Source organism: Paenibacillus sp. Aloe-11 (assembly GCF_000245715.1).
Lineage (GTDB): Bacteria > Bacillota > Bacilli > Paenibacillales > Paenibacillaceae > Paenibacillus > Paenibacillus kribbensis.
Window position 1 is genome coordinate 1 of the sequence record NZ_JH601079.1, and the last position, 26,244, is coordinate 26,244.

At 46.0% G+C, this 26,244-nt stretch carries 29 protein-coding genes and 2 pseudogenes; 11 read left to right on the top strand and 20 right to left on the bottom strand.

Annotated features, from left to right (window positions below; genetic code table 11):
* Window positions 1-1,035 (bottom strand): DEAD/DEAH box helicase (locus WG8_RS23650; RefSeq protein WP_007432804.1); only part of this gene is annotated, 1,035 nt, incomplete at its 3' end.
* Between the two features lie 393 nt (window positions 1,036-1,428).
* On the opposite strand from WG8_RS23650, the gene WG8_RS23655 reads away from it, so the two are divergent.
* The 3 genes from WG8_RS23655 (at window position 1,429) to WG8_RS23665 (ending at window position 3,618) form a co-directional block, all read left to right on the top strand.
* Complete coding sequence (locus WG8_RS23655) at window positions 1,429-2,073, top strand: immunity 50 family protein (RefSeq protein ID WP_007432805.1); 645 nt, start codon at window positions 1,429-1,431, stop codon at window positions 2,071-2,073.
* A gap of 264 nt (window positions 2,074-2,337) precedes the next feature.
* The gene (locus tag WG8_RS23660; RefSeq protein WP_007432807.1) at window positions 2,338-2,967 is read left to right on the top strand and encodes a hypothetical protein; all 630 of its coding nucleotides are present in this window, start codon (window positions 2,338-2,340) and stop codon (window positions 2,965-2,967) included.
* Between the two features lie 90 nt (window positions 2,968-3,057).
* Window positions 3,058-3,618: a hypothetical protein gene (locus WG8_RS23665; RefSeq protein ID WP_007432808.1), complete on the top strand. Its 561-nt coding sequence runs from the start codon at window positions 3,058-3,060 to the stop codon at window positions 3,616-3,618.
* Between the two features lie 85 nt (window positions 3,619-3,703).
* On the opposite strand, the gene brnQ is transcribed toward WG8_RS23665, so the two are convergent.
* The 3 genes from brnQ to WG8_RS23680 all read right to left on the bottom strand — a co-directional run bounded on the left by brnQ (window position 3,704) and on the right by WG8_RS23680 (window position 7,599).
* Entirely contained in the window at window positions 3,704-5,038 is a 1,335-nt protein-coding gene (gene brnQ / locus WG8_RS23670) for a branched-chain amino acid transport system II carrier protein (RefSeq protein WP_007432809.1), read from the bottom strand.
* A 430-nt stretch (window positions 5,039-5,468) separates the two neighbouring features.
* Complete coding sequence (locus WG8_RS23675; RefSeq protein ID WP_007432811.1) at window positions 5,469-6,083, bottom strand: TetR/AcrR family transcriptional regulator; 615 nt, start codon at window positions 6,081-6,083, stop codon at window positions 5,469-5,471.
* On the bottom strand, window positions 6,055-7,599 hold the full coding sequence (locus WG8_RS23680) for a phytoene desaturase family protein (RefSeq protein ID WP_007432812.1): 1,545 nt from the start codon (window positions 7,597-7,599) through the stop codon (window positions 6,055-6,057). Before WG8_RS23680 ends, WG8_RS23675 begins: the two co-directional genes overlap by 29 nt.
* 375 nt (window positions 7,600-7,974) lie before the next feature.
* Here WG8_RS23680 and WG8_RS23685 point away from each other — a divergent pair, with 375 nt between their 5' ends.
* A complete protein-coding gene (locus WG8_RS23685; protein WP_007432813.1) occupies window positions 7,975-9,210 on the top strand; it encodes a PHB depolymerase family esterase in 1,236 nt (411 codons plus the stop codon).
* Window positions 9,211-9,415: 205 nt separating this feature from the next.
* On the opposite strand, the gene WG8_RS23690 is transcribed toward WG8_RS23685, so the two are convergent.
* Together WG8_RS23690 and WG8_RS23695 are read right to left on the bottom strand one after the other, a co-directional pair.
* Window positions 9,416-10,240: an oxidoreductase gene (locus WG8_RS23690; protein WP_007432814.1), complete on the bottom strand. Its 825-nt coding sequence runs from the start codon at window positions 10,238-10,240 to the stop codon at window positions 9,416-9,418.
* 81 nt (window positions 10,241-10,321) lie between these two features.
* The gene (locus WG8_RS23695; protein WP_198286474.1) at window positions 10,322-10,882 is read right to left on the bottom strand and encodes a sugar O-acetyltransferase; all 561 of its coding nucleotides are present in this window, start codon (window positions 10,880-10,882) and stop codon (window positions 10,322-10,324) included.
* A gap of 154 nt (window positions 10,883-11,036) precedes the next feature.
* Between WG8_RS23695 and WG8_RS23700 the strand changes: the two genes are divergently transcribed.
* Window positions 11,037-11,447 carry a MerR family transcriptional regulator gene (locus tag WG8_RS23700; RefSeq protein ID WP_007432815.1) on the top strand — a complete coding sequence of 137 codons (411 nt, stop codon included), beginning with the start codon at window positions 11,037-11,039 and terminating at the stop codon, window positions 11,445-11,447.
* A gap of 42 nt (window positions 11,448-11,489) precedes the next feature.
* Window positions 11,490-11,805, top strand: a pseudogene (locus WG8_RS26865) (transposase); the annotation flags it as partial.
* A 293-nt stretch (window positions 11,806-12,098) separates the two neighbouring features.
* On the opposite strand, the gene modB reads toward WG8_RS26865, so the two are convergent.
* Together modB and modA are read right to left on the bottom strand one after the other, a co-directional pair.
* Window positions 12,099-12,764: a molybdate ABC transporter permease subunit gene (gene modB / locus WG8_RS23710; protein ID WP_007432816.1), complete on the bottom strand. Its 666-nt coding sequence runs from the start codon at window positions 12,762-12,764 to the stop codon at window positions 12,099-12,101.
* Window positions 12,765-12,767: 3 nt separating this feature from the next.
* Window positions 12,768-13,628, bottom strand: coding sequence for a molybdate ABC transporter substrate-binding protein (gene modA, locus WG8_RS23715; RefSeq protein WP_007432817.1), 861 nt, complete (start codon window positions 13,626-13,628; stop codon window positions 12,768-12,770).
* Window positions 13,629-13,897: 269 nt separating this feature from the next.
* On the opposite strand from modA, the gene WG8_RS23720 reads away from it, so the two are divergent.
* Together WG8_RS23720 and WG8_RS27255 are read left to right on the top strand one after the other, a co-directional pair.
* The gene (locus WG8_RS23720; RefSeq protein WP_007432818.1) at window positions 13,898-14,860 is read left to right on the top strand and encodes a substrate-binding domain-containing protein; all 963 of its coding nucleotides are present in this window, start codon (window positions 13,898-13,900) and stop codon (window positions 14,858-14,860) included.
* A 54-nt stretch (window positions 14,861-14,914) separates the two neighbouring features.
* Window positions 14,915-15,076 carry a hypothetical protein gene (locus WG8_RS27255; RefSeq protein ID WP_157136361.1) on the top strand — a complete coding sequence of 54 codons (162 nt, stop codon included), beginning with the start codon at window positions 14,915-14,917 and terminating at the stop codon, window positions 15,074-15,076.
* Window positions 15,077-15,119: 43 nt separating this feature from the next.
* On the opposite strand, the gene WG8_RS27515 is transcribed toward WG8_RS27255, so the two are convergent.
* Window positions 15,120-15,227 (bottom strand): putative metal homeostasis protein, encoded by a 108-nt coding sequence (locus WG8_RS27515; protein ID WP_167383739.1) that lies wholly within the window; start codon window positions 15,225-15,227, stop codon window positions 15,120-15,122.
* A gap of 156 nt (window positions 15,228-15,383) precedes the next feature.
* A complete protein-coding gene (locus WG8_RS23725; protein WP_007432819.1) occupies window positions 15,384-15,713 on the bottom strand; it encodes a hypothetical protein in 330 nt (109 codons plus the stop codon).
* 185 nt (window positions 15,714-15,898) lie between these two features.
* Between WG8_RS23725 and WG8_RS23730 the strand changes: the two genes are divergently transcribed.
* Entirely contained in the window at window positions 15,899-16,168 is a 270-nt protein-coding gene (locus WG8_RS23730) for a helix-turn-helix domain-containing protein (protein ID WP_007432820.1), read from the top strand.
* A gap of 64 nt (window positions 16,169-16,232) precedes the next feature.
* Window positions 16,233-16,493, top strand: a complete 261-nt coding sequence (locus WG8_RS23735) for a helix-turn-helix domain-containing protein (protein ID WP_007432821.1) — start codon at window positions 16,233-16,235, stop codon at window positions 16,491-16,493.
* A 154-nt stretch (window positions 16,494-16,647) separates the two neighbouring features.
* On the opposite strand, the gene WG8_RS23740 is transcribed toward WG8_RS23735, so the two are convergent.
* The 9 genes from WG8_RS23740 to WG8_RS23780 form a co-directional block, all read right to left on the bottom strand.
* Window positions 16,648-17,523, bottom strand: coding sequence for a cysteine ABC transporter substrate-binding protein (locus WG8_RS23740; protein WP_007432822.1), 876 nt, complete (start codon window positions 17,521-17,523; stop codon window positions 16,648-16,650).
* Between the two features lie 42 nt (window positions 17,524-17,565).
* Window positions 17,566-18,321: an amino acid ABC transporter ATP-binding protein gene (locus tag WG8_RS23745; protein ID WP_007432823.1), complete on the bottom strand. Its 756-nt coding sequence runs from the start codon at window positions 18,319-18,321 to the stop codon at window positions 17,566-17,568.
* An 18-nt stretch (window positions 18,322-18,339) separates the two neighbouring features.
* Window positions 18,340-19,017, bottom strand: coding sequence for an amino acid ABC transporter permease (locus WG8_RS23750; protein ID WP_007432824.1), 678 nt, complete (start codon window positions 19,015-19,017; stop codon window positions 18,340-18,342).
* The gene (locus WG8_RS23755; RefSeq protein WP_007432825.1) at window positions 18,998-19,663 is read right to left on the bottom strand and encodes an amino acid ABC transporter permease; all 666 of its coding nucleotides are present in this window, start codon (window positions 19,661-19,663) and stop codon (window positions 18,998-19,000) included. Before WG8_RS23755 ends, WG8_RS23750 begins: the two co-directional genes overlap by 20 nt.
* A gap of 218 nt (window positions 19,664-19,881) precedes the next feature.
* Window positions 19,882-21,330 carry a SulP family inorganic anion transporter gene (locus WG8_RS23760; RefSeq protein ID WP_007432826.1) on the bottom strand — a complete coding sequence of 483 codons (1,449 nt, stop codon included), beginning with the start codon at window positions 21,328-21,330 and terminating at the stop codon, window positions 19,882-19,884.
* 269 nt (window positions 21,331-21,599) lie between these two features.
* Complete coding sequence (locus WG8_RS23765; RefSeq protein WP_007432828.1) at window positions 21,600-22,172, bottom strand: hypothetical protein; 573 nt, start codon at window positions 22,170-22,172, stop codon at window positions 21,600-21,602.
* Window positions 22,173-22,202: 30 nt separating this feature from the next.
* Window positions 22,203-23,873, bottom strand: a complete 1,671-nt coding sequence (locus WG8_RS23770; RefSeq protein ID WP_007432829.1) for an ABC1 kinase family protein — start codon at window positions 23,871-23,873, stop codon at window positions 22,203-22,205.
* On the bottom strand, window positions 23,874-24,233 hold the full coding sequence (locus WG8_RS23775; RefSeq protein WP_007432830.1) for a phasin family protein: 360 nt from the start codon (window positions 24,231-24,233) through the stop codon (window positions 23,874-23,876).
* Between the two features lie 102 nt (window positions 24,234-24,335).
* Entirely contained in the window at window positions 24,336-24,974 is a 639-nt protein-coding gene (locus WG8_RS23780) for a ThuA domain-containing protein (protein ID WP_007432831.1), read from the bottom strand.
* 366 nt (window positions 24,975-25,340) lie between these two features.
* Between WG8_RS23780 and WG8_RS23785 the strand changes: the two genes are divergently transcribed.
* The gene (locus tag WG8_RS23785; protein ID WP_007432832.1) at window positions 25,341-25,790 is read left to right on the top strand and encodes an AbrB/MazE/SpoVT family DNA-binding domain-containing protein; all 450 of its coding nucleotides are present in this window, start codon (window positions 25,341-25,343) and stop codon (window positions 25,788-25,790) included.
* A 135-nt stretch (window positions 25,791-25,925) separates the two neighbouring features.
* Here the strand turns inward: WG8_RS23785 and WG8_RS29140 are convergent.
* Window positions 25,926-26,244, bottom strand: a pseudogene (locus WG8_RS29140) (cobyrinate a,c-diamide synthase); the annotation flags it as partial.

The following is a 26,244-nucleotide window of genomic DNA, read 5'->3' on the forward strand; positions in this document are numbered from 1 at the left end:
GAGCGTCACCGCCACACCTTTGCCTCCGGCACGGCCGGTACGCCCGATGCGGTGGATATAGCTTTCGGCATCCTGCGGCATATCATAGTTGAAGACATGTGTGACGCCTTCTACATCCAGGCCGCGTGCAGCAACATCGGTCGCTACGAGCAATTGAAGCTTCGCTTCACGGAACGCCTTCATCACCTGCTCACGCTTGTTCTGGGACAAATCTCCGTGAAGCTCACCGCTTGCGAAGCCCATCTCCTGCAGCTCCTCGTTCAGCTTGGCGGCACGGCGCTTCGTACGGCAAAAAATAACCGCCAAATACGGGCGGTCCGTATTCAGCATATCCACCAATGCCCGTTGCTTGCCCCGGTCTGTTGTTTGCACAACTACCTGACGGATTTGGCTTACCGGAACGGAAGAAGCAGATTTCACTTTGACATCTATCGGTTCATTCATATAGACACGGGCCAGCTTGCGGATACCAGCTGGCATCGTTGCGGAGAAGAGCATCGTTTGTCTCCGATAAGGGACCTCCTGAAGAATCGTCTCTACATCGTTCAAAAAGCCCATGTGCAGCATTTGGTCAGCTTCATCCAGCACCAGCATTTTGACGCCGCCCAAATCCAGTGTGCCACGTCTCAGATGATCCAGCAGTCGCCCGGGTGTACCAATAATCAGTTGTGCGCCGCCTTTCAGCTTACGGAGCTGACGCTCTACATCCTGTCCTCCGTAAACAGCCAGTAATGACAAGTTCGGCTCAATCGCAGCCAATCGTTTCGCTTCCTCCGTAATCTGGAGCGCCAGTTCACGCGTAGGCGCAATTACAAGTGCTTGCGGATAACGCTTTTCCAAATTCATTTTCTGTAAAATCGGCAGTAAAAACGCAAGCGTTTTACCTGTTCCGGTATGTGCCTCGGCAATAACATCCTGATCTTGCATCAACAGCGGAATCGATTCCTGCTGTACCGGGGTGGGCGCTGTAATTCCCTGCTCTTTCAAGACGTCTACCCAATGCTGCTCTACGCCTAATGCTGCAAAATTCTTCAAGTGGTATTCACTTCCCTTATCTGTATTCAATATGTGTCACGTAAAATAGGTTTCATGTGCCATATGACATCAATCGTTCCATAGTTCAGAATTCCCATTTTTGTATCGGAGCCCATTCTCCCCTTTTCAGGAAGGGAGCTTATCCGTTATCGTTGAATCTGTTCCTGTAACCAACATACGGCCGCAAGGCGGCTCAGGCCGTTCCATTTATGACTTTCCTAGTATACGCGAAGTTGAACAGGTTTCCAAACGATTTTAATGAACCATCCCAAAGTCAATGCAAAAGATGAATTCAATCTTCATGTCATATATTATGGTAAGAGAACGGGCAATTCATGAATAAAGGATGGATGTCCGTGGTTACACCAATACACCCTCAGGAGGTTGCAGCATATGCGTATTCAAGTTCAAAGCGTTAAAAAAACAAATAACGATTATCTTATTCAGTATCAAGCCGGAGGAGCGTTGCCGTTCGTTCCCCATGATATTGTTCTGATTCATGGCAAACAGTATTTTATTGGCACGATATTGAAGGTGGAGCCGGAACAGGCCCTTGTACGTATCAATCCGCAATATGAAAACCAGCTGACAGGCTCCATCGGGCTGGAGCTGGCTTTCTCTCCAATGGTTTCTATTCAGGGAGCGGATAGCATTGTAGAAAAACTGGGCTACTTTCCTCCCTTTCATTATGACCGAATTACGGCTGCCAATATGACGAAAGACCAGATTACACTAACGATTGAGCTATCCCCCGCTACCGTGCTGGTCCCCAAATCTCCGGATCTGGAGCCTTCGTCTGAGGCACCTGTCATCCCGGAGACTCCTGCCAAGGACATTCCCCGTTACGCAGTAACTTTTACATTTCTGGAAACCAAAGAGCATGTATTAACTCCAGTAGAAGCAGAAAATATCATTTTGCAGCTTGATTTCCGTTATGAAGAAGCAGATATGGTCGTCGATATTGATGCATTATCAGGACTATCAGGCAGCTTTCTGTGCAGAGGCATCCGTGCGGAGATTACGGAACTCGATGAATAAACAGGAGGCCCGCGAGCTGCTGCTCACGCCTGATGAAGACTACGAGCTTGTTCGGAAGCAGATCTGGTGCTAGCTTTTGGAGCTAATTTCGTAGTGATGTATACATATTAATCAAGAAGCGGCCTTTGCACTGCTGTGCGCGCATAAAGATCAGTCTTTTGCACGACATGCCCTGGAGCAATTGCTGCAACATGAGGAATTCGGCGTATCGGCCAAACGGGAGCTGTCCACATAATCGACCATCAAAGGAGAATCACCCTACTTATGCGTGTAAAAATATTTATATTCATATTTATTATCGGAATTTTATGTGTGCCTGCCTATTTCATTATGAGAAGCTTTGGGTTATTTCAAGATGAGAAGGTGCTTGTACATTACAAGCTCGCCGTTGAGGTAAAGGGTAAAAAGTACGACGCCTGGCCTTTAATCAGCAGCTTTACCGCTATAGATAAAAAAGGAGACGATCGCCAGCTCTACTATCGGGTGGAGGACCCTGGCATAGAGTACCTGTTTCAGCTAGCCTATGGACAATATGAACTCAGACCCTCCAAGGAAAATCCTTTTCTGGATGGAGAAGTCCACTACACCATGGATCATCCCGAATATGTTCGTGAGGAAAAGCAGTATGAGAACGCAAATGACTACACGGTGTTAACCCATTTTTACAATCAACAGGAGCAAATGATCTACACCTACAACCCTGAAGCCAAACTCGACAAGGCATACGTTCGTTCCATCATCACCGCAGGGATGACTCGCACCACCGGTAGATCAAGTAGTACGGTGGAGGATAACTATATCAATATCAGCAAGCTATTCAAGGACAAGCTGGGAGTACATGTGAAGGTAGACGTGGATGAGGACAATAAAATCGTCACCCTGGCCATGACATGATCTCACAAACTTAGATTTTATGGAGCAGTTCGATCGATTAAGAGACTTCTAACGAAGATTACTCAATGAGCAGAAAGGAAGGGCTTACTGATGGCAGAAACACATGATCCTAAATGGGGACCCGCTTATTTGGAAGGATGGGTTGTACCCGAAAATCCGGAGGCATGGACCGAACAGGTATGGACAGGCAAACTCCGTTCACAGGCTGGACAAACGAAATTTCACATTTTTTATTATGGAGAGCTTATGGACGAGCTGATCACCGTAACCGAATTTGCACCGCAGCTCGTGATTGCAGAGGATGCAGCGACAGGCGAACAGATCGTGATTTTTGATGGAACCCGGCATGGTTACGATGCATTGTTGTGCGAAACATATACAGAGCAGCAGCAGAACCATCGTACTCCCCTGTTGCCTTATCTGGACGAAGATGGCGAGGATACCTTCGAGGTAAGCGTGACCGCTTTTTATAATGTTGATTGGGATGACGAGTTTTCAGACGATGTGGATGAGAATGGACAGCTGGAGCTGATCAACGGCGAACGATGCGATTTTGAAGAGGCGAAGCGAAACGGCTTTGATGCGATCAGTATTACGATTACCAGCGCTAAAGGTTTAAAAACAGAGATCCTTCAGGAAGAACTGGCCTGACGAAAAAAAGCTGCAGCTACCGATTCTTCAGTAGATGCAGCTTTTTTATTTGGATTTGACATACAAGGCAGTTCAAAAGAAATCTCTACACTCTTTCTGCTACTTTTTTCTTCCGTAACATAACAAATATGTAGCCTCCTACTCCTCCTAAAACAGATGGAATTAACCACCCTAAACCTACATCATATAATGGAAGAAACTGAGTGAAAAAGTCATTAATTACTTTTATTTTTATTCCAGCAGCATTCAAACCATCAAACAGACTAATGATAAAGGTTAATATCAAACTGCCTTGATATACTTCTGACTTTCCTTTAAATACGGGATGTAAAAACGTTAAAAATATTAGAGCAATAGCAAGGGGATATATTGTCATTAATACTGGTATTGAAACCTTAATGAGCTGTGTTAAACCTATGTTGGCTACAAGGGTACTAAATACAGATAACGTGACAGCTATTCTTTTATAAGAGATGTTTGGAAACAATCCATGGAAAAAGGTAGAGCAGGCAGTAATAAGCCCCACGCTTGTCGTTAAACACGCTACTGTAATCATTAAGCCTAATAGAATTGAACCGTAAGATCCAAAATAATAGGATGAAGCCTTAGCTAACACCTCAGCCCCATTTTCTAAAACCCCCAATTTTTCAACGCTGGAAGCTCCCATATATGAAAGAGACGTATAGATAAAAGCTAAGAGTATAACCGCAACAGTTATTGCCTTGGCACAAATGATCATCAACTCTTTTTTAGTAGTAACTCCTCTTTCCTTAATGGCATCCACAATAATAATCCCAAAAATAAAGGCTGCAAGAGCATCCAATGTTAAATAACCCTCCTGGAAGCCTTTGAAAAAGACATGCGATGTATAACCCTCAACAGGTTCTTGAAATTTTCCAATCGGGTGAATAAGAGCTACAATCACAAGTAATCCAATGAATGTCAATTTAATGGGCGTTAAAACCTTGCCGATTACATCAATAATTTTTGTGGGGTTAAGTGATAATAAGCATGCAACCGCAAAAAAAAGGATCGTAAATACAAAAAGTGCCACAGGATTTGCATTGTTTGAAAAAAACGGTTTTACTCCGATTTCAAATGACACGCTACCGGTTCTGGGCATGGCGAAAAAAGGGCCGATGGCTAGATAAAGAATCGTTGTAAAGACATTACCGAATACGGGATGTACACGACTCGCTAAAGATTGCAAATTGCTTTTACCCGAAAACGCAAAGGCTGCGACGGCAAGCAAGGGTAAGCCAACTCCGGTAACCAGGAAACCCGCATTGGCTATCCATACATTCTTTCCGGCCATTTGACCAAGCATAGATGGAAAGATTAGATTCCCTGCGCCAAAAAATAAGGCAAATAGCATTGATCCTATAATGATAATAAAAGACAAAGAAACGTTTTTCGACATAATAAATCCTCCAACCATGAAATCACATGTAATAGGGCCTAGTTATAATCCATTCCTGTAATTGCTGAAATGCACGCTAATTTGCAGATAATCAATCAGGAGTCGAAAAATATAAACCCTACTCATTATATTTTTTCGTTCTCTAATATTCAATATATTACATAAAGATGTGTCAAAGGATGATGGGGTGCATCCGCAGTTGAAAACTGTTCTTCGTTGAACATGTTTCGCACGATGAAGCTAGAGGATGCGTATTCGCTGGATACCTGCTGGGAGCCTCCTTGCAGCACGTTGTACCCAAAAAAGATAAACGCCGCATTGAGGCCGTACTTGAGCAGCTTGCAGATCTGGAGTTCGGTTAAACTTGTGGAACCGACAAATGAGGACTCGCATGTACAGTGATATAAGGAGACGAGAGTTAGCCGCTTCGTCAGCGGCTTAGCCCCCGGAAAAAAGTATCTATAGTGAAGGCAATCAATTCATCATTCGATCTTGTCACAGGAAGCTCAAAATTCAGGAGCAAGGAAGTCAATCCGTGCAGCATACTCCATACGGATCTGGCGATCAGGCGCTCATCTCCCTGAATGATGCTGCCTTCCTCCATAGCGGCTTGGAGTCCGGCTTCAAGCAACTCAAAGCCTTTAAAGCGGCCACTGTCAATAAGGCTGACCGGGCTTACGGACTCAAGGTCGCTAATGAACAGGATATTGTAATATTCCGGGTTAGCCATTCCAAAACGAACATAAGCATCAGATACCGTTTTCAGCCTATCCATGGCATTCAACCCCGCTGCCTCTGCTTCTTCCAGGCGCTGCTGAAGAGCCTGCAGAAACAAGGCATTTCCTTCTAGCAGCAGTTCACGCACAACAGCTTCCTTATTGGCAAAATAATGATAAATAGTCGTTGGTGAATATTCGATTTGATCCGCAATCTTGCGCATAGAGACTTCGGCGTACCCTTGGTCCAGGAACAGCGACCGGGCAGCCTCGATTATTTTTCGGCGGATCTCATTGCTTTCACGTTCTCGGCGTTTGATATGTTTCATGAGTAAATGTGTTGTTCCTTTCTGCCTGCCCCAATTTGGCGGCGATACGATCAGCTTCCATTATACCCGAGCTCATAGACCCTTGAAACCCGCCCCCGGGCTGTGTCCAGGCTCCTACCAATGACAGACGATCCACAACGGATTTATGCTTCAGCCTTTTTATGCCTGACTGTCGGACCGTTTGCGCGTAACCATAGACAGCCCCGCCGGGATTGGCGGTATAGCGCTGCATCGTCCGCGGTGTGCCTAGCTCCGCCACCACCACTTTGCTGCCAAAACCCGGATACAGCTGTTCAAGGCGCTCCAATATCTGGCGTGTTACGGTTTCCTTTTTAGCTTTATATTCGGGACGTGTTGTAGGCCAGTTCTCCAATCTATCCAAAAATGTAACTGCAATAACGCCTTTACCCGGTTCATTAAGTGTGGGGTCCATAGCGTTATAATTGGTAAGCATCCAGTTGCCTTTGGTATACTGGCCGCTCATCATGAATCCATAATCGGTCTCCGAATCCGGTACATCATTCAGAATTAAGTCTTCTTCGGTAATACTAAGCTCGTGAGGCTCACATGATAGCCCGAGATACAACTGGGTAAGAGACGTCCCGGTCTCCAGCCTGCTGACGGCCTCCAGCTCACGACGGGCAGCAGCATGGTGCTCCAGCAGACGACCATAGGTATGGTGAGGACTGATCCCGGACACAATCCAATTAGCTTCATAGGCATCCCCTTTTTTCAGACGGACACCGACTGCTTTACCGCCTTCGAGCATAATTTCAGATACCTGACTACGCAGGTGTACCTCTCCACCGGCTGACTGAATCGCAGCCACCAGTGCATTGGATAAAGCCTGTGCGCCTCCTTGAATATAATACGTTCCCTCCAGATGATAGCCGATCCAGGGAGTAAAAAAGTACAAAGCCGAAAGCCGCTTCGGGGGCAAGCCATAATAGGGCCAAAGTGCGGTGAAAAATTCCGTAAATCGGTCAGATAGCCCAAACTGGCTTACAGCCTCCCAGGTGGTCATTTGCGTCCAGCGGAAGAAGGTTCCTGCTTTGAACAGACCCGCTGCTTTACGCCAGCGACCGGGGGAAGAGGAAGAAAAGGCGGAGAAGCCTGCCACAAAACGACGAATGCCTGCAAACAGCTTGTCGATAGCTGTCTGCTCAGCAGGGAACATGTCTTTGAGGAGCTGCACATAGTCTTGCACATCGGATGGGATACCAATGATCTGCCCTTCCCAACGAATGGAGTAAGGGTGCTTTTTGCGGAGAGGCACAATTCGCTGGTCCGCATTGCAGCCCTTTAGCATCTGTCCGAAGCTCCCTTCCTCAAGTCCACCTACACCATGCAGAGATACATCAAAGGTATACCCCTTTCTTGTAAATTCAGTTGCAAAACCGCCAGCCAGCGTATGACTTTCAAAAACAGCGGTCCGGTAACCGAGCACGGACAATCGTGCTGCACAGGACAAGCCACCTAATCCAGCACCGATGACGATAACATCATATTCACTCATGGTTTCATCCCCTTTTTTTAACATCGTTATTTTAGTTAACACCGTTAACTCGAGAGGATTATATACCACAACATTCCTTTTGGGAAGAGGCTTTAGCTCCTTTTTATCGTCAGGATTTTGTCACTCCTTCTTTGCAAAAGTTGAATTTATTTTAAAAAAACATCCAAAATTGTAGCGCTTTCACTTGTCAGATTTCAATGAAGGTGCTATCCTTCAAGTGGGATTGTTACTGAAAAGGCAAAACCCGAGTACATTAGTATTGTGTACCCGGAGTTTGCCTTTTTTTCATTTTATATGCATGCACCAAGATACAGACAAACATCCCAAACATGTAGTAAACGCTTTCGAAAAATAACACCAAAGGAGATTAATCTCATGCAAAAAAGACGTTTCGCCCTTGTTCTACTATCTTTTGTGTTCCTGCTTACGATCTTTTACCCATCCTCCAGCTCTGCCGCAGCAGCAGCCGATGTTCCAGCGCCACAGGCTACCCTGCTTACTCAGGTACAGCCTCTGGGTGAGGTCGTATCTGCCGTTGTACTGAAATACAGCACCAATATTGACGGAGCATCCTTGTCCACTTCCAGCTTTCAGGTTCAATCCGTACTCAATGATGTATACACAGACAGAACCGTGACCGGTGTATATACCAACGATACCGGTGCCATCACCAACCGCAGTACCCATGGCAAATATGTCGTGATCGAGCTGGATACACAGGATAAAAATGCAAGCACCCTTACTTACGATGCAACAAGTGGTGTCAACCGCATCAATCCGTTGAATTATTACATTAGTCAAAAGAAAGATATTGCTACTCAAAAGAAAACAGTCGTTCCTGCTTCTGTGCAAACTGTAAAAGCAACTAATAAAGTGACACCCATTGTAGACGATTTCCAAAAAAACACCTTTGAAAATAAAGACGGCTACAAGCTGAACTACTTTACGTTTGAGCCTAAAGTAGAGCCTGGAAAAACCTACCCGCTGGTTGTATTCCTGCATGGAAACGGCGAACGCGGTGACGGAAACGGAGTCAACCTGCTGGCGAATGCCGGTGCTGTCACTTGGGCTTCTCCTGAGCAGCAAGCCAAACACCCATCCTTCGTAATCGCTCCACAAAGCCCGATTGACCTGGAGCATAAATTCATTTGGGCGGATGAGCCGCGCAACAGCGTTGTAGCCGATTTGGTACGTGAAACGGCGTTAAAATACCCGATCGACACGAACCGAATCTATATCGTTGGTATTTCTCAAGGAGCTATGGGAACGTGGAGATTGTTGGAAAAAGATCTTGATCTGTTCGCTGCAGGTGTGCCGATTGCCGGTTTGACCAACTATGAAAAAGCCGTCAACATGTATGCGCCTGTTGATCCTAAACACGTCGAAGTACTGAAAAACGTCCCGATTTGGGCCTTCCATGCTGCAGACGATACTAGCGTAAGTCCTAAAAACTCGCAGGAAATGGTAGCTGCCATTAAAGCACAAAACGGAAACCTCATTCATTTTACTGAATACGAAGCAGGAATTATCAAACCTATGGGGCACTTCTCCTGGGTTCCCGCTTTGCAAAATCAGGATATGATTGAATGGCTGTTTGCACAAAAGAAATAAATTTACAGGCCTGTTGATTAACCACTAAATGGTAGAAGAAGAGTCGTTCAGCAGAAAATAAAGAATTAGACTGAAAAATAAAGTGTTAGACTGACCTTGGTGTTAAGCTAACGGGCAGGTTAGTTTAAAAACAGCATTTAAAACTTGAAAAGTTAGCCTTATAGAAAAAGAAGCCTGAACTATGTTTCAGGCTTCTTCTACTGGTTTAAAAGTCAGCTCCTATGGAGACTGATTTCGAATCCTCAATTTGTTGTAGTAACTTGGTAAATTTATTGACAGCAATATGATATGCGTCAGAGCCGAGTAGTAAACGTTGTGGAGGATTGGGGGATTCTACAACGTTAATGATCGCACTCGCCAGCTTTTTTGGGTCTCCGGGTTCTTTTCCATGATTTACTCCATTTACAAAGTCGGAGACGAGAGGTTTATATTCCTCGATCGAAGATGTTGTTCTTGCTGCAGAACGGCCCGACCAATCCGTACGGAAACCACTTGGTTCGATCAAAGTAACGCGGATATTGAAAGGCTCTACTTCTTGAGCAAGCCCCTCAGAGACACCTTCAACTGCATATTTGGATGCGTTATAATAACCAACGCCAGGAAATGAAGCTAACCCGCCGATGGAGGAAATATTGATAATATGCCCAGAACGTTGGCTTCGCATTTGTGGTAAAACAGCATTCGTCATATGCATGAGGCCCCAAAAGTTGATTTCAAACATTTTGCGAGTTTCTTCTTCGACCGATTCTTCAACAGAGCCGAAATACCCAATACCCGCGTTGTTCACCAGAACGTCAATTCCACCAAACTTTTCTACTGCCGAAGTGAGGGCTTTTTCAATCTGATCGTTCTTAGTGACATCCAATTCAAGAGCTAAAGCATTTGGAGCATCGCCGACAAGATCAGAGATAGAATTAATATTTCGTGCAGTTACAACTACACTATATCCGGCTTTGATGGTTGCTTCCGCAAGCTCCCTGCCGAAACCAGTGGAGCATCCAGTAATAAACCAAACGTTTTTTTTGTTCATTTTGTTTTCTCCTTGTTTTAAATTTTTGATTACAAAGAGAACTATGAATGTTAGAGTAATGTCTAAGTCAACTACTTATTTTTATGGTTCTAATTCCTTTATTAATTTAGCAGGAATTCCTCCAACAACACAGTTATCAGGAATGTCCTTTGTAACAACTGCCCCGGCAGCAATAACAACATTGTTTCCTATCGTGACTCCAGGAAGAATTACACAGTTGGCCCCGATCCATACGTCATTACCTATTTTCACGGGTTTTATTATCGACAGTTTTTCCCTTCTGCCTTTAACAGTCATAGGGTGGTTAACAGTAGAGATTGTGCTGTTCGGACCAATCATACAATAATCCCCAATTACAACTTCTCCAACATCAAGAATCGTAACGTTATAGTTGGAAAGGAAGTCCTCTCCCACATGGATGTTCTTTCCGACATCACAACGGAATGGCGCTTGCATATAAACATGGTTTTTGCAAGAACCAAACAATTCTTTAATAGCTCTTTTCTGCTCTTCAAGATTTGAAGGATCTATCTCATTAAATTTATTACATAATCGAGTTGCATTCTCTTTTCTAGAAGCCACCTCGGGGTCAAGGAAACAAAATGGTTCACCAGCAAGAAGCTTTTCCATTTCTGATTTCAAATTTATACCTCCTATCAGTCATCTGTCGTGTAATATTAATACTTAGAGTAGACTCTAAGTCAATGTGAATTATGATGTGTATAACATTTTGACTTAGAGATAACTCTAAGGTGTACTATTAACTAATATCTTCATTGCAGAGGGGGAGTATTCTTTGGGATACACAATCGGTGAAGTCGCCAATAAAATGGGGGTATCAGCCTATACATTACGCTTTTATGATAAGGAGGGGCTTTTACCCTTTGTTGATCGAAATAAATCGGGGAACAGGGACTTTAAAGAAAGTGATTTTGAATGGCTTGCTGTTATCACTTGTCTAAAAAACAGTGGGATGCCGGTAAAAAAAATCAGACAGTTTATTGATATGAGTATGGAGGGGGACGCTACATTACGACAAAGGCTCGAAGTATTTGAAAATCATAAAAAAACGGTTAATGATAAAATCTCTGAGCTCAATAAATACATGGAAAAAATAGATTATAAAATATGGTATTATCAAACGGCTATTGATGCTGGATCAGAAGCAATACATTCTCAGCAACCTTGTAAACTGGTTGAAGATTAACTAGAGAAGTATAGATCTTTCAGTTTAAGCAATTCAACTAACGGAGATACCCGTCAATTTAGGAGTGCTAAACAGCTTGTTGCCTACGCAGGTCTTGATGCAAGTGTCTACAGTTCAGGTAAGTATACGGCTTCTAGAAATCGGATAACGAAGCGAGGATCCAAAAGACTTCGAAGAGCTCTATATTCAGCTGTTCAATGCGGACTACATGGTGGAAAAAATATCATATTAAGGGATTTAATATGATATGAAAAGAAAAGAGGGCAAGCCCTACAAGGTGGTTGTGATTGCTCGCGCCAACAAGCTACTCCATCACGTTTACGCCATCCTTAAGAAAGACCAACCCTACCACATTTAATTCCCATAATTATCCATAATCCTTCACGCCAATGAAGGATTATTTGTTGTACTCAAAAAACAGTATATCAGTTTTTAAAATATTTTCCACACTGTAGCTTGACAACTATTAGCTGGTTTTCGAGTCCTAGTCTGCCGCTGTCTTCATTTTGCATGGTCAGTCTAATACTTAATTCTAGAAAGCTAACAGAATTTCACTTCATATTTCCTGCAGGCTATATTACCTTTACTGCTTTCATCGACCTACAGCGTCTTTATTGCCCCGCATTACACACATCATTACACTCCATTTGCTCAAGTCTTCCTTCTCGCAACAAGCAGCATAATGAATGAAATTAAGACAATGGCAATCGTCCACGCCCAGGCCATCGTCTGATTCCCCGCATCGACAGCTACATAGATTGCCGTAGGCACCGTCTGTGTCTTATTCGGAATGTTCCCGGCAATCATTAGCGTCGCTCCAAACTCGCCAAGCGACCGGGCGAAGCCCAGTATCGCGGCGGTCAGCAGTGAAGGATAGGATAGCGGCAGCGTAATGTAGCGAAACACCTGCCATTCGCCAGCCCCTGCCGATCTGGCCGAATCCTCCAGCGAGCGGTCCACCGCATCAAATGCCGTCTTCATTGTCTGATACACGAGCGGAAATGCCACCACGATAGACGCCAGCACCGCCGCCCACCAGGAGAAGATGACTGACGCGTGGAACAGCCATTCGATCCATTGCCCTAACCAGCTTCTGCGTCCCAGAATGACCAGTAGCAGGAACCCGACTACCGTCGGAGGCAGCACCAATGGAAGCATGAAGATGGTCTCTAGCACCAGCTTGCCACGTATGCGGCTTCGCTTTATCCAGCGGGCTGCCAGTACCCCCAGGACCAGTACGATCACACAGGACAGCGAAGCGACCTGCAGGGATAACTGTACCGGAGGCCAAAATTCCGCCCAGTTCACAGCAGTCAACGACTACTCCGCCTTACGGAAACCGTACTTTTCCATCACCTGGAGAGCAGGCTCGGTTTGCAAATAATCGTAGAATTGACGTGCATCCTCCTGATGACTGGTGGCAGCTACCAGACCGAGCGGATAGGTAATCGGAGAATGAAGCTTGGAGTCCACTGTTAACGCAATGCTTGTATCCTTCGTGGAGAGTGCATCCGTCTTATATACGAAGCCCGCATCCGCGTTACCTGTTGCTACGTACTGCAGCACCTGTCGCACATCCTTGGCTTGTACCAGCTTGGGCTCCAATTCACCCCACAGCTTTTGATTCGTTAACGCTTCCTGTGCATATTTCCCTGCAGGCACACTGTCCGGAATGCCAATCGCGACGGTCTTGATGTCTTTTCCCTTCAGGTCATCCAGTTTCTTGATCGCCACTCCATCTTTAGCAGGAACGACTAATACCAGATCATTTGCGAGCAACGTGCTGCTCTTCTTGACAAGGGCTTTCTCCTCAAGCGCCTTCATGCTGGAGGTAGATGCAGAGATAAAGACGTCTGCAGGAGCTCCTTGCTCAATCTGACGCTGAAGTGCACCGGAGGCGCCGAAGTTAAAGTTCAGCTTCACATTCGGGTGCTCCTGCTCATATCCGGTCTTGATCTCATTCAGGGCGTCTGTCAGGCTTGCCGCTGCAGAGATCGTCAACTCCACCTGCTGCTGGTCCGGTGCCTTCGTGCCTGCTGTATTCTCCGTTGTTGCTTGTGCTGCTGGTGCCGCCTCCTTTACAGGAGCTGCGGGCGCAGCACTCTGGGAACCGCAAGCAACTAACACCACTAGTGCCCATATTGCTACTAGACTTCCAATCGTAGACTTGATTCTTCTCAAATTCCATCCCCCGTTCAATCATATTTAGTTATAATTAGATATAACTTATATAAATTCATATCTCATTATAGCTATGAAGGTAATCCTTGTAAACCACCAAAGAGCCGTTGGCAAGTATCACTTATGACTGTTTAGAAGCTTGATGTTCCTGACTTTTTCGCCACCTCTGTTATGCCGGATGATTTGGTGTACAATAGATGAGACACTGTGCATAATACATCACAGAAATTGTCACATTCCAATCATACTGTTATTAATGGAGGTCTACTATGAATTCTCCTGTATCCTATACGACTGAGGAAATAGCCAAGCTACTGAAGATATCCAAGCTGACCGTCTATGATCTGATCAAAAAAGGAGAGATCCCCTCGTACCGGGTAGGTAAGCAAATGCGGGTGGATGCCAGTGATCTCGAAGCTTACAAGCAGCGCTCCAAAAGTCAACTGCTGAAGCACGATCCATCACCCACGCCCATATCCGTGACGATCCCGCCACATTCGCTATCAGGCGGTTCGACGCAGAATTCCAGTACAGCAGTCATTACTGGCCAGGACATCAGCCTCGACATTCTCGTCAAGCATCTGGAAAGCCAACAGATGTCCATTCGCCCACTCCGCTCATATGCGGGTAGTCTGGACAGCCTCATCTCTATGTACCAGGGCAAAGCAGACATCGTCAGTACGCATCTGTGGGACGGCGACAGCGGTGAGTATAATTTGCCTTATATTCGCAAAATCCTGAGCGGCTTCTCGTACCTCGTCATCCGTCTGTTATCCCGGCAAGCAGGGCTGTATGTTCAGACAGGGAATCCTCATGGCTTGCAGGACTGGAAGGACTTGGCGCTTCCGGGGCTGCGTTTGGCCAATCGCGAGAAAGGCTCCGGCGCACGCATCCTGCTCGACGAGCAGCTCCGTCTTCATCACATAGACCGCACTGCCTTGCTCGGATATGAAGACGAATCGACGCATCATATGGCTGTGGCAGGCAAGGTCGCCTCCGGCGAAGCCGATGTCGGTATCGGAATCGAGAAGGCCGCCAGTATTGTGGGGTCCGTGCAGTTTATTCCACTCATTCAGGAGCAATACGATATCGTCATGCTGCGCACATCAGAGCGACAGGAATTGATTGATCATATATTACAGATTCTTCATTCGGACAGCTTCCGGCGGGAACTGGGAGCCATTCAAGGATATGACCTTTCTGAGACAGGAAAGATCTTGCTAGAGACATAGTCCGAAGTACAAAACAACGCTCAGGAACAATCTTCCTGAGCGTTGGAGTCTATTATGGAATTAAATGTCGCTGTTAATGCTGAACGACTAAAATTAAAGCGCCGGGATTGGTTCAAAACCCGTCTGGCGCTTTTTTATAGCATCCAAAAAAAAGGCACCTGCCTTCCTGTGTCCACCATCAGGAGAGCAAGTGCAAAATCAAAACGAGGAGACTAAAAATTTGACACTGGTATTGCCATTTGCAGTTAACTTGGAAGCTCTAACTCGCGCGCTTCGTAGCTTTGATTGTTCTCAAAGCTCGTCTACGCATGACTTTGTTGGGACTGCTGAGTTGTCTTCGGACAGCTGCCACATCTGCTTTCGCCATGTGTACATACTCGCCCTATTCACTTAGGCTCATATTGGGAGTCTGTGCCTAAAGACTTAAATGATTATGATTCTCATTATCATTTAAGATTATATAATTAAATCTACTAGGATGCAATAGTTTTTGGGGAAATATATGCCTTTATTACGGCGGTGTTCATTTCACCCTTTTACGCTTCTGTGTTACATTATATAAGTAAGACGAGAACATAAATTCGAAACAGAATTTACGTTCGACCAACTCGGTAATCACATCTATGTCCTCACGTTGTACATGTCTGGCAAGAGTGATGCCGCCTGTATCGCCGTCAACATATAGATGCGAATGATGTCTTTCCTTTTTTACATGTCGAAGAGTAAGCACGCTATTGTCGATCATCATGACGTAACGGTCCTTGATCAGATAGCCTTCAAAAAGCTCATACATATGCGGAAGATCACAGGGACCAAGAATAAGGCTGACTTTTTCAAAATTACTTCTGTTCATTAGAATTCAGCTCCCTCTTATGATTTTAATTATTCACAGCAAAAAACTAACAGCTATTCACTTAAAAATTCGGGAATTTAAACCACGAGTATTACTCGTGTAGTTTTATTTTATTACTACTGGAGTAAAACTTCGATAGATTTTATGATTTTCTTGCACTATGAAACAAAAGGAGAATCTAAATTATGGAGATTCAAAAAAGATATCATTTTAAACTTGGTGATATTTTAGAAGAACTTGATATTTCCCGTAATAAACTGGCCGTAGAAGCAAAAATACGTCCGGCTACCATAATAGATATGGTAAATGGCAAAACCAAAAGACTTGAACTAGAAACACTAGTCCATATACTTGATGCTTTGAATAGATTTGCCCGCCAGCGTAGATTTACAAGGACTATTACTCTTGCTGATATTGTAGAATATATCCCAAAGGATGGAATTGAGGGACATTGAGGCTACCAAAGCATGACCTCAATTATTTTTTGTAATTCGTTAGAACACGGGGGTTCTGTTCAACATGAAAATGTCAAACGCACAGGGAATTACTTTCAAACTTGAAGAATTACTTCGAGAAATCGGGATTACTAAAAATGCCCTCGCTCGTGAGGCTAAAATCAGACCCAATACTATCTACGAAATGTGTAACAATACATCCAAGCGTATCGAATTTAAAACGTTTAATACTGTAATGGAAACGCTAATTCGCCTTTCTGGTCGCCCATTAACCCTGCACGATGTTCTCGAGTATATTCCTGAAGATGAGGTCCATGAATATTAATTCTGCATAGAGAGTAGCGTTATTTTCAATCAGCCTATACAAAGCAAAAAGACCCAACTGTTTGGCAGTCTGGGTCTTTTTGCTTTAAAGGAATCCATTATGCAAATATATAGATTTACAGCACTTAGAACTTAATTGCACTTTAATGACGTAATTAATCCACTTTGCCGCCCTCTACGACCAATTGATCCGTAAAGCCTTCTCCGTAAACGGAGGTCAGTGTATCCTTATAGGCTTGATGCACGAAGTTTTCCTTGCCCAGTGTAGCCAGCTCATTGTTGATCCAATCCAACAGCTCCTTATTTCCCTTCGCTACTGCGGGTGCAATCGTATCTTGACCACCAAAGGACGGGATGGTTACCGTGAAGCCGGGGTTGGCCTTTGCCCAAGCGATTAGCTCTGTATTATCGTTGGCAATGGCGACGCCTCGTTTGTCTTTGAGGGCTGAGAAGATTTCTGTGTATTGATCGAATTTGAGCAGCTTGATGTCGGGATAATTTTTCGTAAAATAGGTTTCAGCCGTCGTTCCCTTGGCAACAATCAGCTTTTGATCTGAATTCTTCAATTGGTCTATCGTGGTGATTGGAGCGCTGTCGGGTGATACAATGCCAAAGGATAATTTCATATACGGGTTGGCAAAATCGACTTTTTCTTTACGCTCATCCGTTACAGTAAAATTAGCCATGATGATATCTACCTTGTTGGATTCCAAATAGGCGACCCGGCTGGCGGCATCCACCAGTACAAATTCCACCTTGGACTCGTCGCCCAAGAGATCTTTGGCAAACCGCTTCGCAATGTAGACGTCAAAGCCTTGATTCTTCCCTTCCGAATCCACGTAGCCAAAAGGCGGCTTATCCGCGAATACACCGATTCGAATCTTGCCATTCTTTTTAATGTCCTCAATCGAAGCGAATTTAGCCGAGCCTGAACTACCGTCGGTATTGCCACCTCCTGCACATCCCGTCAAACCGACGAGCAGCAAGCTCAAAGCCAGTAACAACGTCGTGAGCTTCATTCCTTTTCTCATCTGTATTCATCCCCCTGTTTTATTGGCATTTTGCATAATCCATCATCCTTTTTCGTACTGAAATATATCCAGAAAGTGCTGAGCACGCTCTGTTTGCGGTTGGGTAAAAAATTGCTGTGGCGTAGTCATTTCACATATTTGTCCTTGATCCATAAAAACGATACGATCTCCTACCGACTTGGCAAAGCCCATTTCATGCGTCACGATAATCATGGTCATTCCCTGTTGGGCCAGCTCTCGCATGACATCCAGCACCTCTCTGACCATTTCCGGGTCCAAGGATGCGGTGACCTCGTCAAAGAGCATAATCTCGGGGTTCATACACAGGGCGCGCACAATCGCAATCCGTTGCTTTTGCCCGCCTGATAATTGCCTTGGATACGCATCTTTGCGATCCAGCAGACCTACTCGCTCCAATAGCTGCTCCGCTTGCTCAAGTGCCTCCTGCTTGTTTCTCCGCTGTACTTTAAGCGGGCCGAGCAATATATTTTCCAAGACCGTCATATGCGGAAAAAGCTCATAGTTCTGAAACACCATGCCGATATGCTGCCGCACCTCACGCCAATTCACTTTTTTATCCGTCAGGTCCTGTCCTCTATAGCGGATATCCCCGCTCTGGACTGGCTCCAGACCATTGAGACATCGGAGAAGTGTGCTTTTTCCACATCCCGAAGGACCGAGAATAACCACGACTTCCCCTTGCGTTACGTCCAGATTAATCTGTTGCAGCACTTTTCGATCCCCGAAGCTTTTGTGCAGCCCTCGAATTTCCAGTAATACCTCCACAGCCTCTCCCATGACACCCACCCCATCCTGCTAATTTTGCCATCTGCGTTCAAATCTTTTGGAAAGTCTGGATAACGGATAGCATACGAGAAAATACAATATGAAAATAAAGCCGTACACCCAAAAGGATGCCGAAGGCGCTTTGATTACACCAAGCTCAATAATCTGCTGCCCGACCTTGACCACTTCCACTACACCGATCAGCACTACTAATGACGTTGTTTTGATCATCCGTGTCGCCAGATTAATAGAACCCGGAAGCATTCGGCGCACCGCCTGGGGAATGAGCACGTGACGGTATAATTGCCCATAGGTCAGCCCCAATGCCTGCCCGGATTCCACCTGATGATTGGGCAGTGATTCCAGCGCACCACGAACGATGTCACCAATCTCCGCTGCTCCCCACAGGCTGAATACGATAATGGCTGTCAATTCCCCGCTGATATTCACATTCAGCAAAGGAGTAAATCCAAAATACACGACATACAACCACACCAAAATCGGAATAATGCGAAATGTCTCCAAATAGAATCTCAGCACAAACCGAATCGGCCTTGATTTTAAGGTGCGCAGCAGCCCCATCAGGATGCCTAATAGAGTACCGATAACAATTGAAATAAAGGCAATCTCCAGCGTAACGAGCAATCCCCCTAATAGACGCTCCAAATTGGAACCTTCAAAAAGCACATCAATCCCCGAACTCAGCATATCGCACCTTCCTTTCCACCCACGTCAGCAGCATCGACAAAGGTAAAAGCAGGACGAGATATGCCAGTACCAGCAGAATCAGCGATTCTGCCGTTTTGTAGTACATGCCGATCAGGTCTTTTGCCACATTCATCAGATCTAATAACGCAATGGCGCCAACAATGGATGTCTCCTTAAGCAGAAAAATCGCATTCGCTCCCAAGGACGGAATACTGATGGCAAAAGCCTGTGGCAAAATAACATATCTCGCCAGTTGTATCCTGGACAGTCCGAGACTCAGCCCGGATTCCGTCTGGGTTTTGCTCACCGCTTCAATTCCACCACGGAACGCCTCGGTCATATAACCCCCACCCAAAAAGGTCATGCCCACAATGGCACACGTCATTTCGCTCATATGCAGACCTATTTTCGTAAACCCGTAATACAGAAAATACAACTGTACAAGCAGCGGTGTATTTCGGGAAAGCTCAATATAAGCTGCGATGATTCCGCTGATTCCCCTCACCTTGTAATACAGTACGATGCTGCACAGTAAACCGACGACGAGTGAAAACAGAATGGCAAAAAAGGCGATCTTCAACGTCAGCCACATGGCTTCTCCATATAACGGCAGGCTCTTTACGATAAACTCCCAGTCTAAGTTCATATGTGTATACCTTTCAATTTTCAATTATTCCTATGTATTTGCTATGCTTAACAACAATGATTGTATTCCTGCCCAATTATTACGTCAATACTCCGACGAAAATTTGTCATATTTATCTATGATTTAGGAAAAAAGTTGTTGTTTTATTTCATAAATAAATAAAAAAGCCCAAAATGGATAAATTCCATTGTAGGCTTTGATTTATGCTATACGATTCATCACACAAGCGGCTCTGTAACCAAGGGACCGCCGAGCTTCTCTACTATCAAACGGCTCTCCTCATTCAGCCCCCGCAGGGTGATGGATTTGCCGGATTTCGTGTATTTTTGCAGCACCTTGCCAATGGCAGTAACCGCCGAGTGATCCCAAATATGCGAATGGCTAAAGTCCACCACAACATGCTTTGGATCATCTGCAGGTTCAAAATGATCGACAAAATGAGTGGTTGAAGCGAAAAACATCGGACCCGCAACATGGTACACCTTTTCATCGCTATCCTCTGTCACACTGATGCGGATTTTAGCCATTTTCCATCCAAAATGCAATGCACTCAGCAGTACGCCCGCGATCACACCCTTGGACAAATCATGCGTGGCCACCACGATGATCACCGTCATAACCATAATAAACGTGTCTGCCTTGGGTACCTTGGCAATATTTCGGAGTGCATTCCAGTCCACAGTCCCGATACATACCATGAACATGACGCCCACCAATGCGCCCATTGGCACTTCTTTTACAACCCCACCAAGCACTAACAGCAAAAAGGCCAAAAACACCCCAGCCGTGAAAGTGGACAAACGTCCTCTGCCGCCCGAGCTGACATTAATGACCGATTGCCCGATCATCGCACAACCGCCCATACCGCCAAAAAAGCCATTTATAAAGTTGGCAATCCCTTGCCCGCGGGCTTCCTGGTTTTTATCGCTTTTCGTCTCGGTCATTTCATCCAGAATACTGGCTGTCAGCAGCGACTCCAGCAATCCGACCAATGCCATCGTAAAAGAATATGGCAGCAAAATCCATAACGTGTGCCACGACCACTCAATTTGAGGCAAATGGAATGAAGGCAAGGAGCTGGTTAGCGTACCGATATCTCCTACGGTTTTCACATTCAATCCAAATACATACGTAATGATCGTCATGATGATAATGGCCGTCAATGGAGCAGGAATGCTTTTTGTGAATTTTGGTAAAATATACACAATGAGCAGCGTACCCGCTACCATCACATACATGATCCAGTTCGCTCCATGAAAATGGGTAAGCTGGGCCATAAAGACGAGGATCGCCAGTGCATTCACAAACCCGGTCATGACCGGCTGCGAAATAAAGCTGATAAAACGGCCTATTTTCGAAACACCCAGCAGCACCTGAATAATCCCTGCCAAAATGGTAGCTGCAAACAAATACTCCACGCCATGATCCTTCACCAAGCCGACCACCAGTACTGCTACCGCCCCGGTTGCTGCCGAGATCATCGCCGGGCGGCCGCCTGCAAAGGAAATGACAATGGCCATGGAGATGGAGGCGTACAGTCCGACCATGGGATTGACACCCGCTATGATCGAGAAGGCAATGGCCTCCGGAATCAGCGCCAGTGCAACAGTCATGCCCGCAAGTATATCGGCCCGGATATTACCGAACCATTGTTGTCTAAGCTTCATACCGTCTCGTTCCAGCCTCCTATATTCACGGAGAGCAGCATATTGACCCGCAACCCGATGTCATTCGGGCATCCGTCCAGCGGCCAATCGCAAAGACTCTCCTTCATTCAGCTCGTCTCTCTCAAACGAACCCGTCCGTTATATTCAGTCCATCATTATAACGTAAGGGATTCACGGAAACGAATTGGGTAAAAGGCTGTCTACGCAAAGAAACCACTTATTTTCTTGAAATATCGCCTGTTTTCTTCATATATTTCGTTTTCTTATATTTAAAATTTTCGCAATTCCTGCACTAGCTCAGATAAGGCTTCATTTATATCAGGTTCGGAATTGTGCCGGAGCATATTTTCAAAGTTAGGGAGAGCCTGCTTTAACAGCTGATAGCTATAATCATAGTAGCTCCAAAAAGCCACTGGATCATAGCCGCGCGCTTCCTCCTCTTCCCACTCCAGTTCATCTTCTTCGGGATCGTTGTTTTCAGGCCATAGATATTTTTCGTCCAATAGCATGGTCAGGGCTTCCACAGACTGCTGTGAATCGGCTTGTTCCTGTACCATCTCCAGTGCCCCAACAACTGCATGATACAATTCCAGTTCATTCAGCGTAATACGTTCCGGCCCTCTCGTCTGTATATTGCGCAATAAGAAAAGCAACACCCACGGCGTAACTTGCCATAATGTACCTTGATGCTCAATCAGATTAGCGATTGCTGCATACTCCCCATTGGATATCAATTGCGGCAACTCCGCGCCCCTACCATAAGGAGTAGTCAGGCGGTGCCACGGCACATCTGATATTTGGAGATGATGGATTGGAGTGGTATTGATCTTATAGGTATCCATGGCTCATGGCTCATCCTTTCCGACAAGTATCTAAAATCTCCCTGATTTAAAAATAGAATACAATAAAAAGGCAACCATCAAGAGCGCCACGACAAAACCAATTTCAATAGCAGGCACATTCCACAGCACCGTCGCCTGGTGGTTCAACGATGAACCAATAATCAGGCCAACCATAATAATGCTGAACGCTAACAGTACAATGCTGAATGACAGGCGATTGCTGATCTGATCCAGCCTGCGCAGGAGCATTTCCAGCTCTGGTACGGTGACCTCCAGCTTGAGCTTGCCTTTGCTGATAATGGAGGCCAAATGCCGCGCCTGTCCAGGCAGCTCCATGAGCGTCTCCACCAGTTCGGTCGCACCGCCCAGCAGCTTGCCCCGAATGCGGCGACCACTGAAGCGTTCCTTCAGCAGCTTGTTGCCGAAAGGCTCCGCCAATGCGATGATGCTAAGATCGGGGTCAAGCAATTCAACGACCCCCTCCAATGTCAGCAACGCCTTGCCCAGCAGCAGAACATCTGACGGCAGACCGATTCGATGGCGCTGTGCTGCACCAAACAGGTCGTTCAGAGCATCGCCAATGCTGACCTGTGAGAAAGGAACATCCGCGTAATCTTCGCGCATCTTGTCCAGATCGGCACGCAGCGCATTCAAATCGGTGGCCGGTTCGACTAGGCCCAGCCGTTCGATGGCCCGCACCATGGCATCGGTGTTTTTGCGCATCAATGCAATAATGAGGGAGGCCAGATGATTCCTCATCTCTTCACTTAGTCGCCCGGTCATGCCAAAGTCGAGGTAAGCGAGACGGCCATTCTTCAGGACAAGCAAATTCCCGGGATGAGGATCTGCATGAAAAAAGCCCTCTATAAAAATCTGATGCAGCATGCTGTTCACCAGCTGCTGCGCCAGTTCTTTCAAGTTATATCCACGGCGTAACAACTCTTCGCGACTACCCAAATGGGTTCCTTCCAGAAACTCCATGGTCAGTATGCGGGAAGAGGTATGATCCCAATATATTTTCGGAATATAGATATGTGGGTCCTGCTCAAATTGGAGCGCGATCTTCTCTGTATTACGGGCCTCATGGTTGTAGTCCAGCTCCTGAATGAGCGATTTCCCCAGTTCCTCTACCATTTGGCGAAGCTGGTAACGCTCCACCCATTCCCAACGTTTGGCTGCCATTGCGGTCAATTCCCGCAAAATGTCCAAATCTCGTCGGATGATGCGGTTAACGCCTGGACGCTGGATTTTAATGGCGACCATCTCACCGCTGTGCAGCTTGCCCAGATGCACCTGTCCAATCGAAGCAGCAGCCAGCGGAACATCGTCAAAACGAGCCAGTATGCCCTCCAATGACGTGCCCAGCTCCTGCTCCAAAATGCCTCGCGCCATTTCAGGCGAAAAAGGCGGCACCTGATCCTGAAGCTTGACCAGCTCACGGATAATTGTCTCCGGCAGCAGGTCGGCACGCGTGCTTGCCAACTGTCCAAGCTTGATGAATGCAGGCCCCAGGTCCTCCAGCACCAGTCGTATCCGTTCACCCAGCGTTTTGGACTCGGGAGCTTCTCTCGTCAGCCATTTGCGTGGCAGTGACAACAGCTGGAACAGGCCCATTTCCTCCACCATATAGCCAAAGCCATGACGCGCCAGCGCCATGGCAATTTCCCGGTAACGACCGGCATGCTTCATACGAACTGACATTTAATCCAGCCGATTCGCTTCTTCGGCATCGCTCGAACCCGTAAGCGCAGCCTTTTCTTTTTCCAGTTCTGCTACCTGTTTTTCCAATAATGCCACACGTTGCTCCAAACTTGCGACATCATTTTGGGTAGGTACTTCCAGCTCCTGCAAAATGCGGCTAATCTGCTCGCGGATCAGCGTTTTGAATTGGCTCTGTTCCTCTGCACCCCGTTCGATCAGACGATCGATCAGAGCTTTCGATTCTGAGGGCGCAAGTTCTCCCCGGCTTACAAGATCCTCGACGGCTTTCTCCACCTTTTCTTTGCTGACAATAGTGAGGCCCCATCCCAATGAGATGGCTTTTTTGAACAAATCGCTCATGATATATCCTCCCCTACCTGTGATTACCTATAGTATAACCTGAAAAGGGGAGCCGCATAAAGTTTGCAGCCCCCCTTCCCCTAAGAACGGTATTCGTTATATTTAACCCGGAAAACGTCCGGCCCACTTGGCAGCCTGAAGCAGCAGCTTGCGGTATCCCTCATGCTGGAAGCTGGGCTGATTATGTCCAGGCATCAAGTAGACGACCCGACCCAAGCCATAGGACAATGACCATGCTGCTGGCCACCACTGGCCCTCATACTCGTATTCCATCAACAGTGTTTTTTCTGTGAATGGGTCAAAATCAAAACGATACGGCTCCTCCTGGATCTCGAACGGTTCAATTCCTTCCATGATCGGGTGATCTGGCTCGGTTACCTTGAAGGAAAGCGGCCCCGCAGCTGGATGCCGCTGGAAACGTGCTCCCATCAGCTGTGCAATTTCATACCGTCCTTGCAGCGTAATTCCATTATGCAGCACAAGCAATCCGCCTCCACCGCTGACGTAGGACAGCAGTCCTGCCGTTTGTTGAGGCGACAAAACCTCCTTGCGACTATCGCAGTACGAAATACATAGATCAAATGAGGCCAGATTTTCCTTGAGCAGCATCTTACGATTTTCGCTGCATTGTACCGTCATCCAATCCTGTAAAATATGGCTAATCTCTTCGTCCACCCCTTGCAGCGGGTGAAACTCCGGGTACGAATAATCTCCTAATAGCAATGCTTTTCTTCTGTCCATACTAATCCTCCTTGCCGGGCTTGTATATAAGGACTCTTAAGGCGTTGGCCTTCATCCATTTCACATAACAACGCCATCATTGTCCGAAGCTACAGCATATATAAATAATTCTACAGACCGCCTATGAAATCCTTTAGCAGAGGATTATAACATATACGTTCACTCGGAATAAACTTATTTTAAATTTATAAATATGAACGATGGCGATTCGGCCCGTTTATGGTATACTCGTAAGAAAAAAAGTGCTGTATTCTTTTCAAAAATGAAGCACTTTTTGTAAAATGTATGCTTGCGGTTGTAGAATTAATAAGCTTTGCTTCAAACTTATACGTTCTATAAATTTTAAAAACCGGGGAGGTTGCATGAATGAAAAGGACTGGAATGACCCGGCCCTTGGACAGCTTGGGACGAATTGTGCTTCCGAAAGAGTTGCGCATGACGATGGAGATTGACATCGGCGATCCATTAGAGTTTTTTATTGAAGACCAGACACTCATGCTCCGTAAGTACAAATCAACCAATTGCATTTTTTGCGGTTCGGTTGATACCAACACCTATTTTAAAGATCAGTTTATTTGCGATGAATGTGCAGCCTCGATGAAAACGGAAGATTTGATTCCAGTCACGACGGCTGAAACCAATTCGACTCCACTGAAGCAAAATATGCATATCAAAAAAATTTATCAGCGCACAGACGTTATTTTGGAGAAAATGAGAGAACTGATGGAGGAGCATCCCGCATCTTCACAAAAACAACTCGCCTCTATGCTTGGCGTGAGCCAGGGAAGAATTTCCCAACTGAAAAAGCTCATGTAGACAAGTCGTCAAAAAAGTAATGAATACGCTTCCGTTACATGTAAGGTATATCCTGTCCACGTTTAAAAAAGCCGGGTCCCCTAAGGGACTCGGCTTTTGTTTGCGTTACGGCTGCAGTGAAGGGTTGGTTGCAAATCACTGACCGTAAGCCCTGCATTTCTCCACCCACCGTGCTGCCGCTTTAGGAAGAGAGGCCAGATGTATATGGGTGTAGGCCGCCAAAAGGTTCCCTTGCGCGTAGCCCTCGCTCTGGAGTCCACGCATCCCCTTGGTCTGATAGGCATAGGGGTAGGGAGTAGACGATTCATCGTAGGCCATCACCGAATAATGAAATTCATGGCCCCGAATTGTCTCTCCAGCCTCCAGCAACAGGCAATCCTGCAATGCGGTCGCTTCCCGATATCCCAATGCGGCCCGCTTCTCCTGCATTCGGACATCGGACGGAATGGCTCCA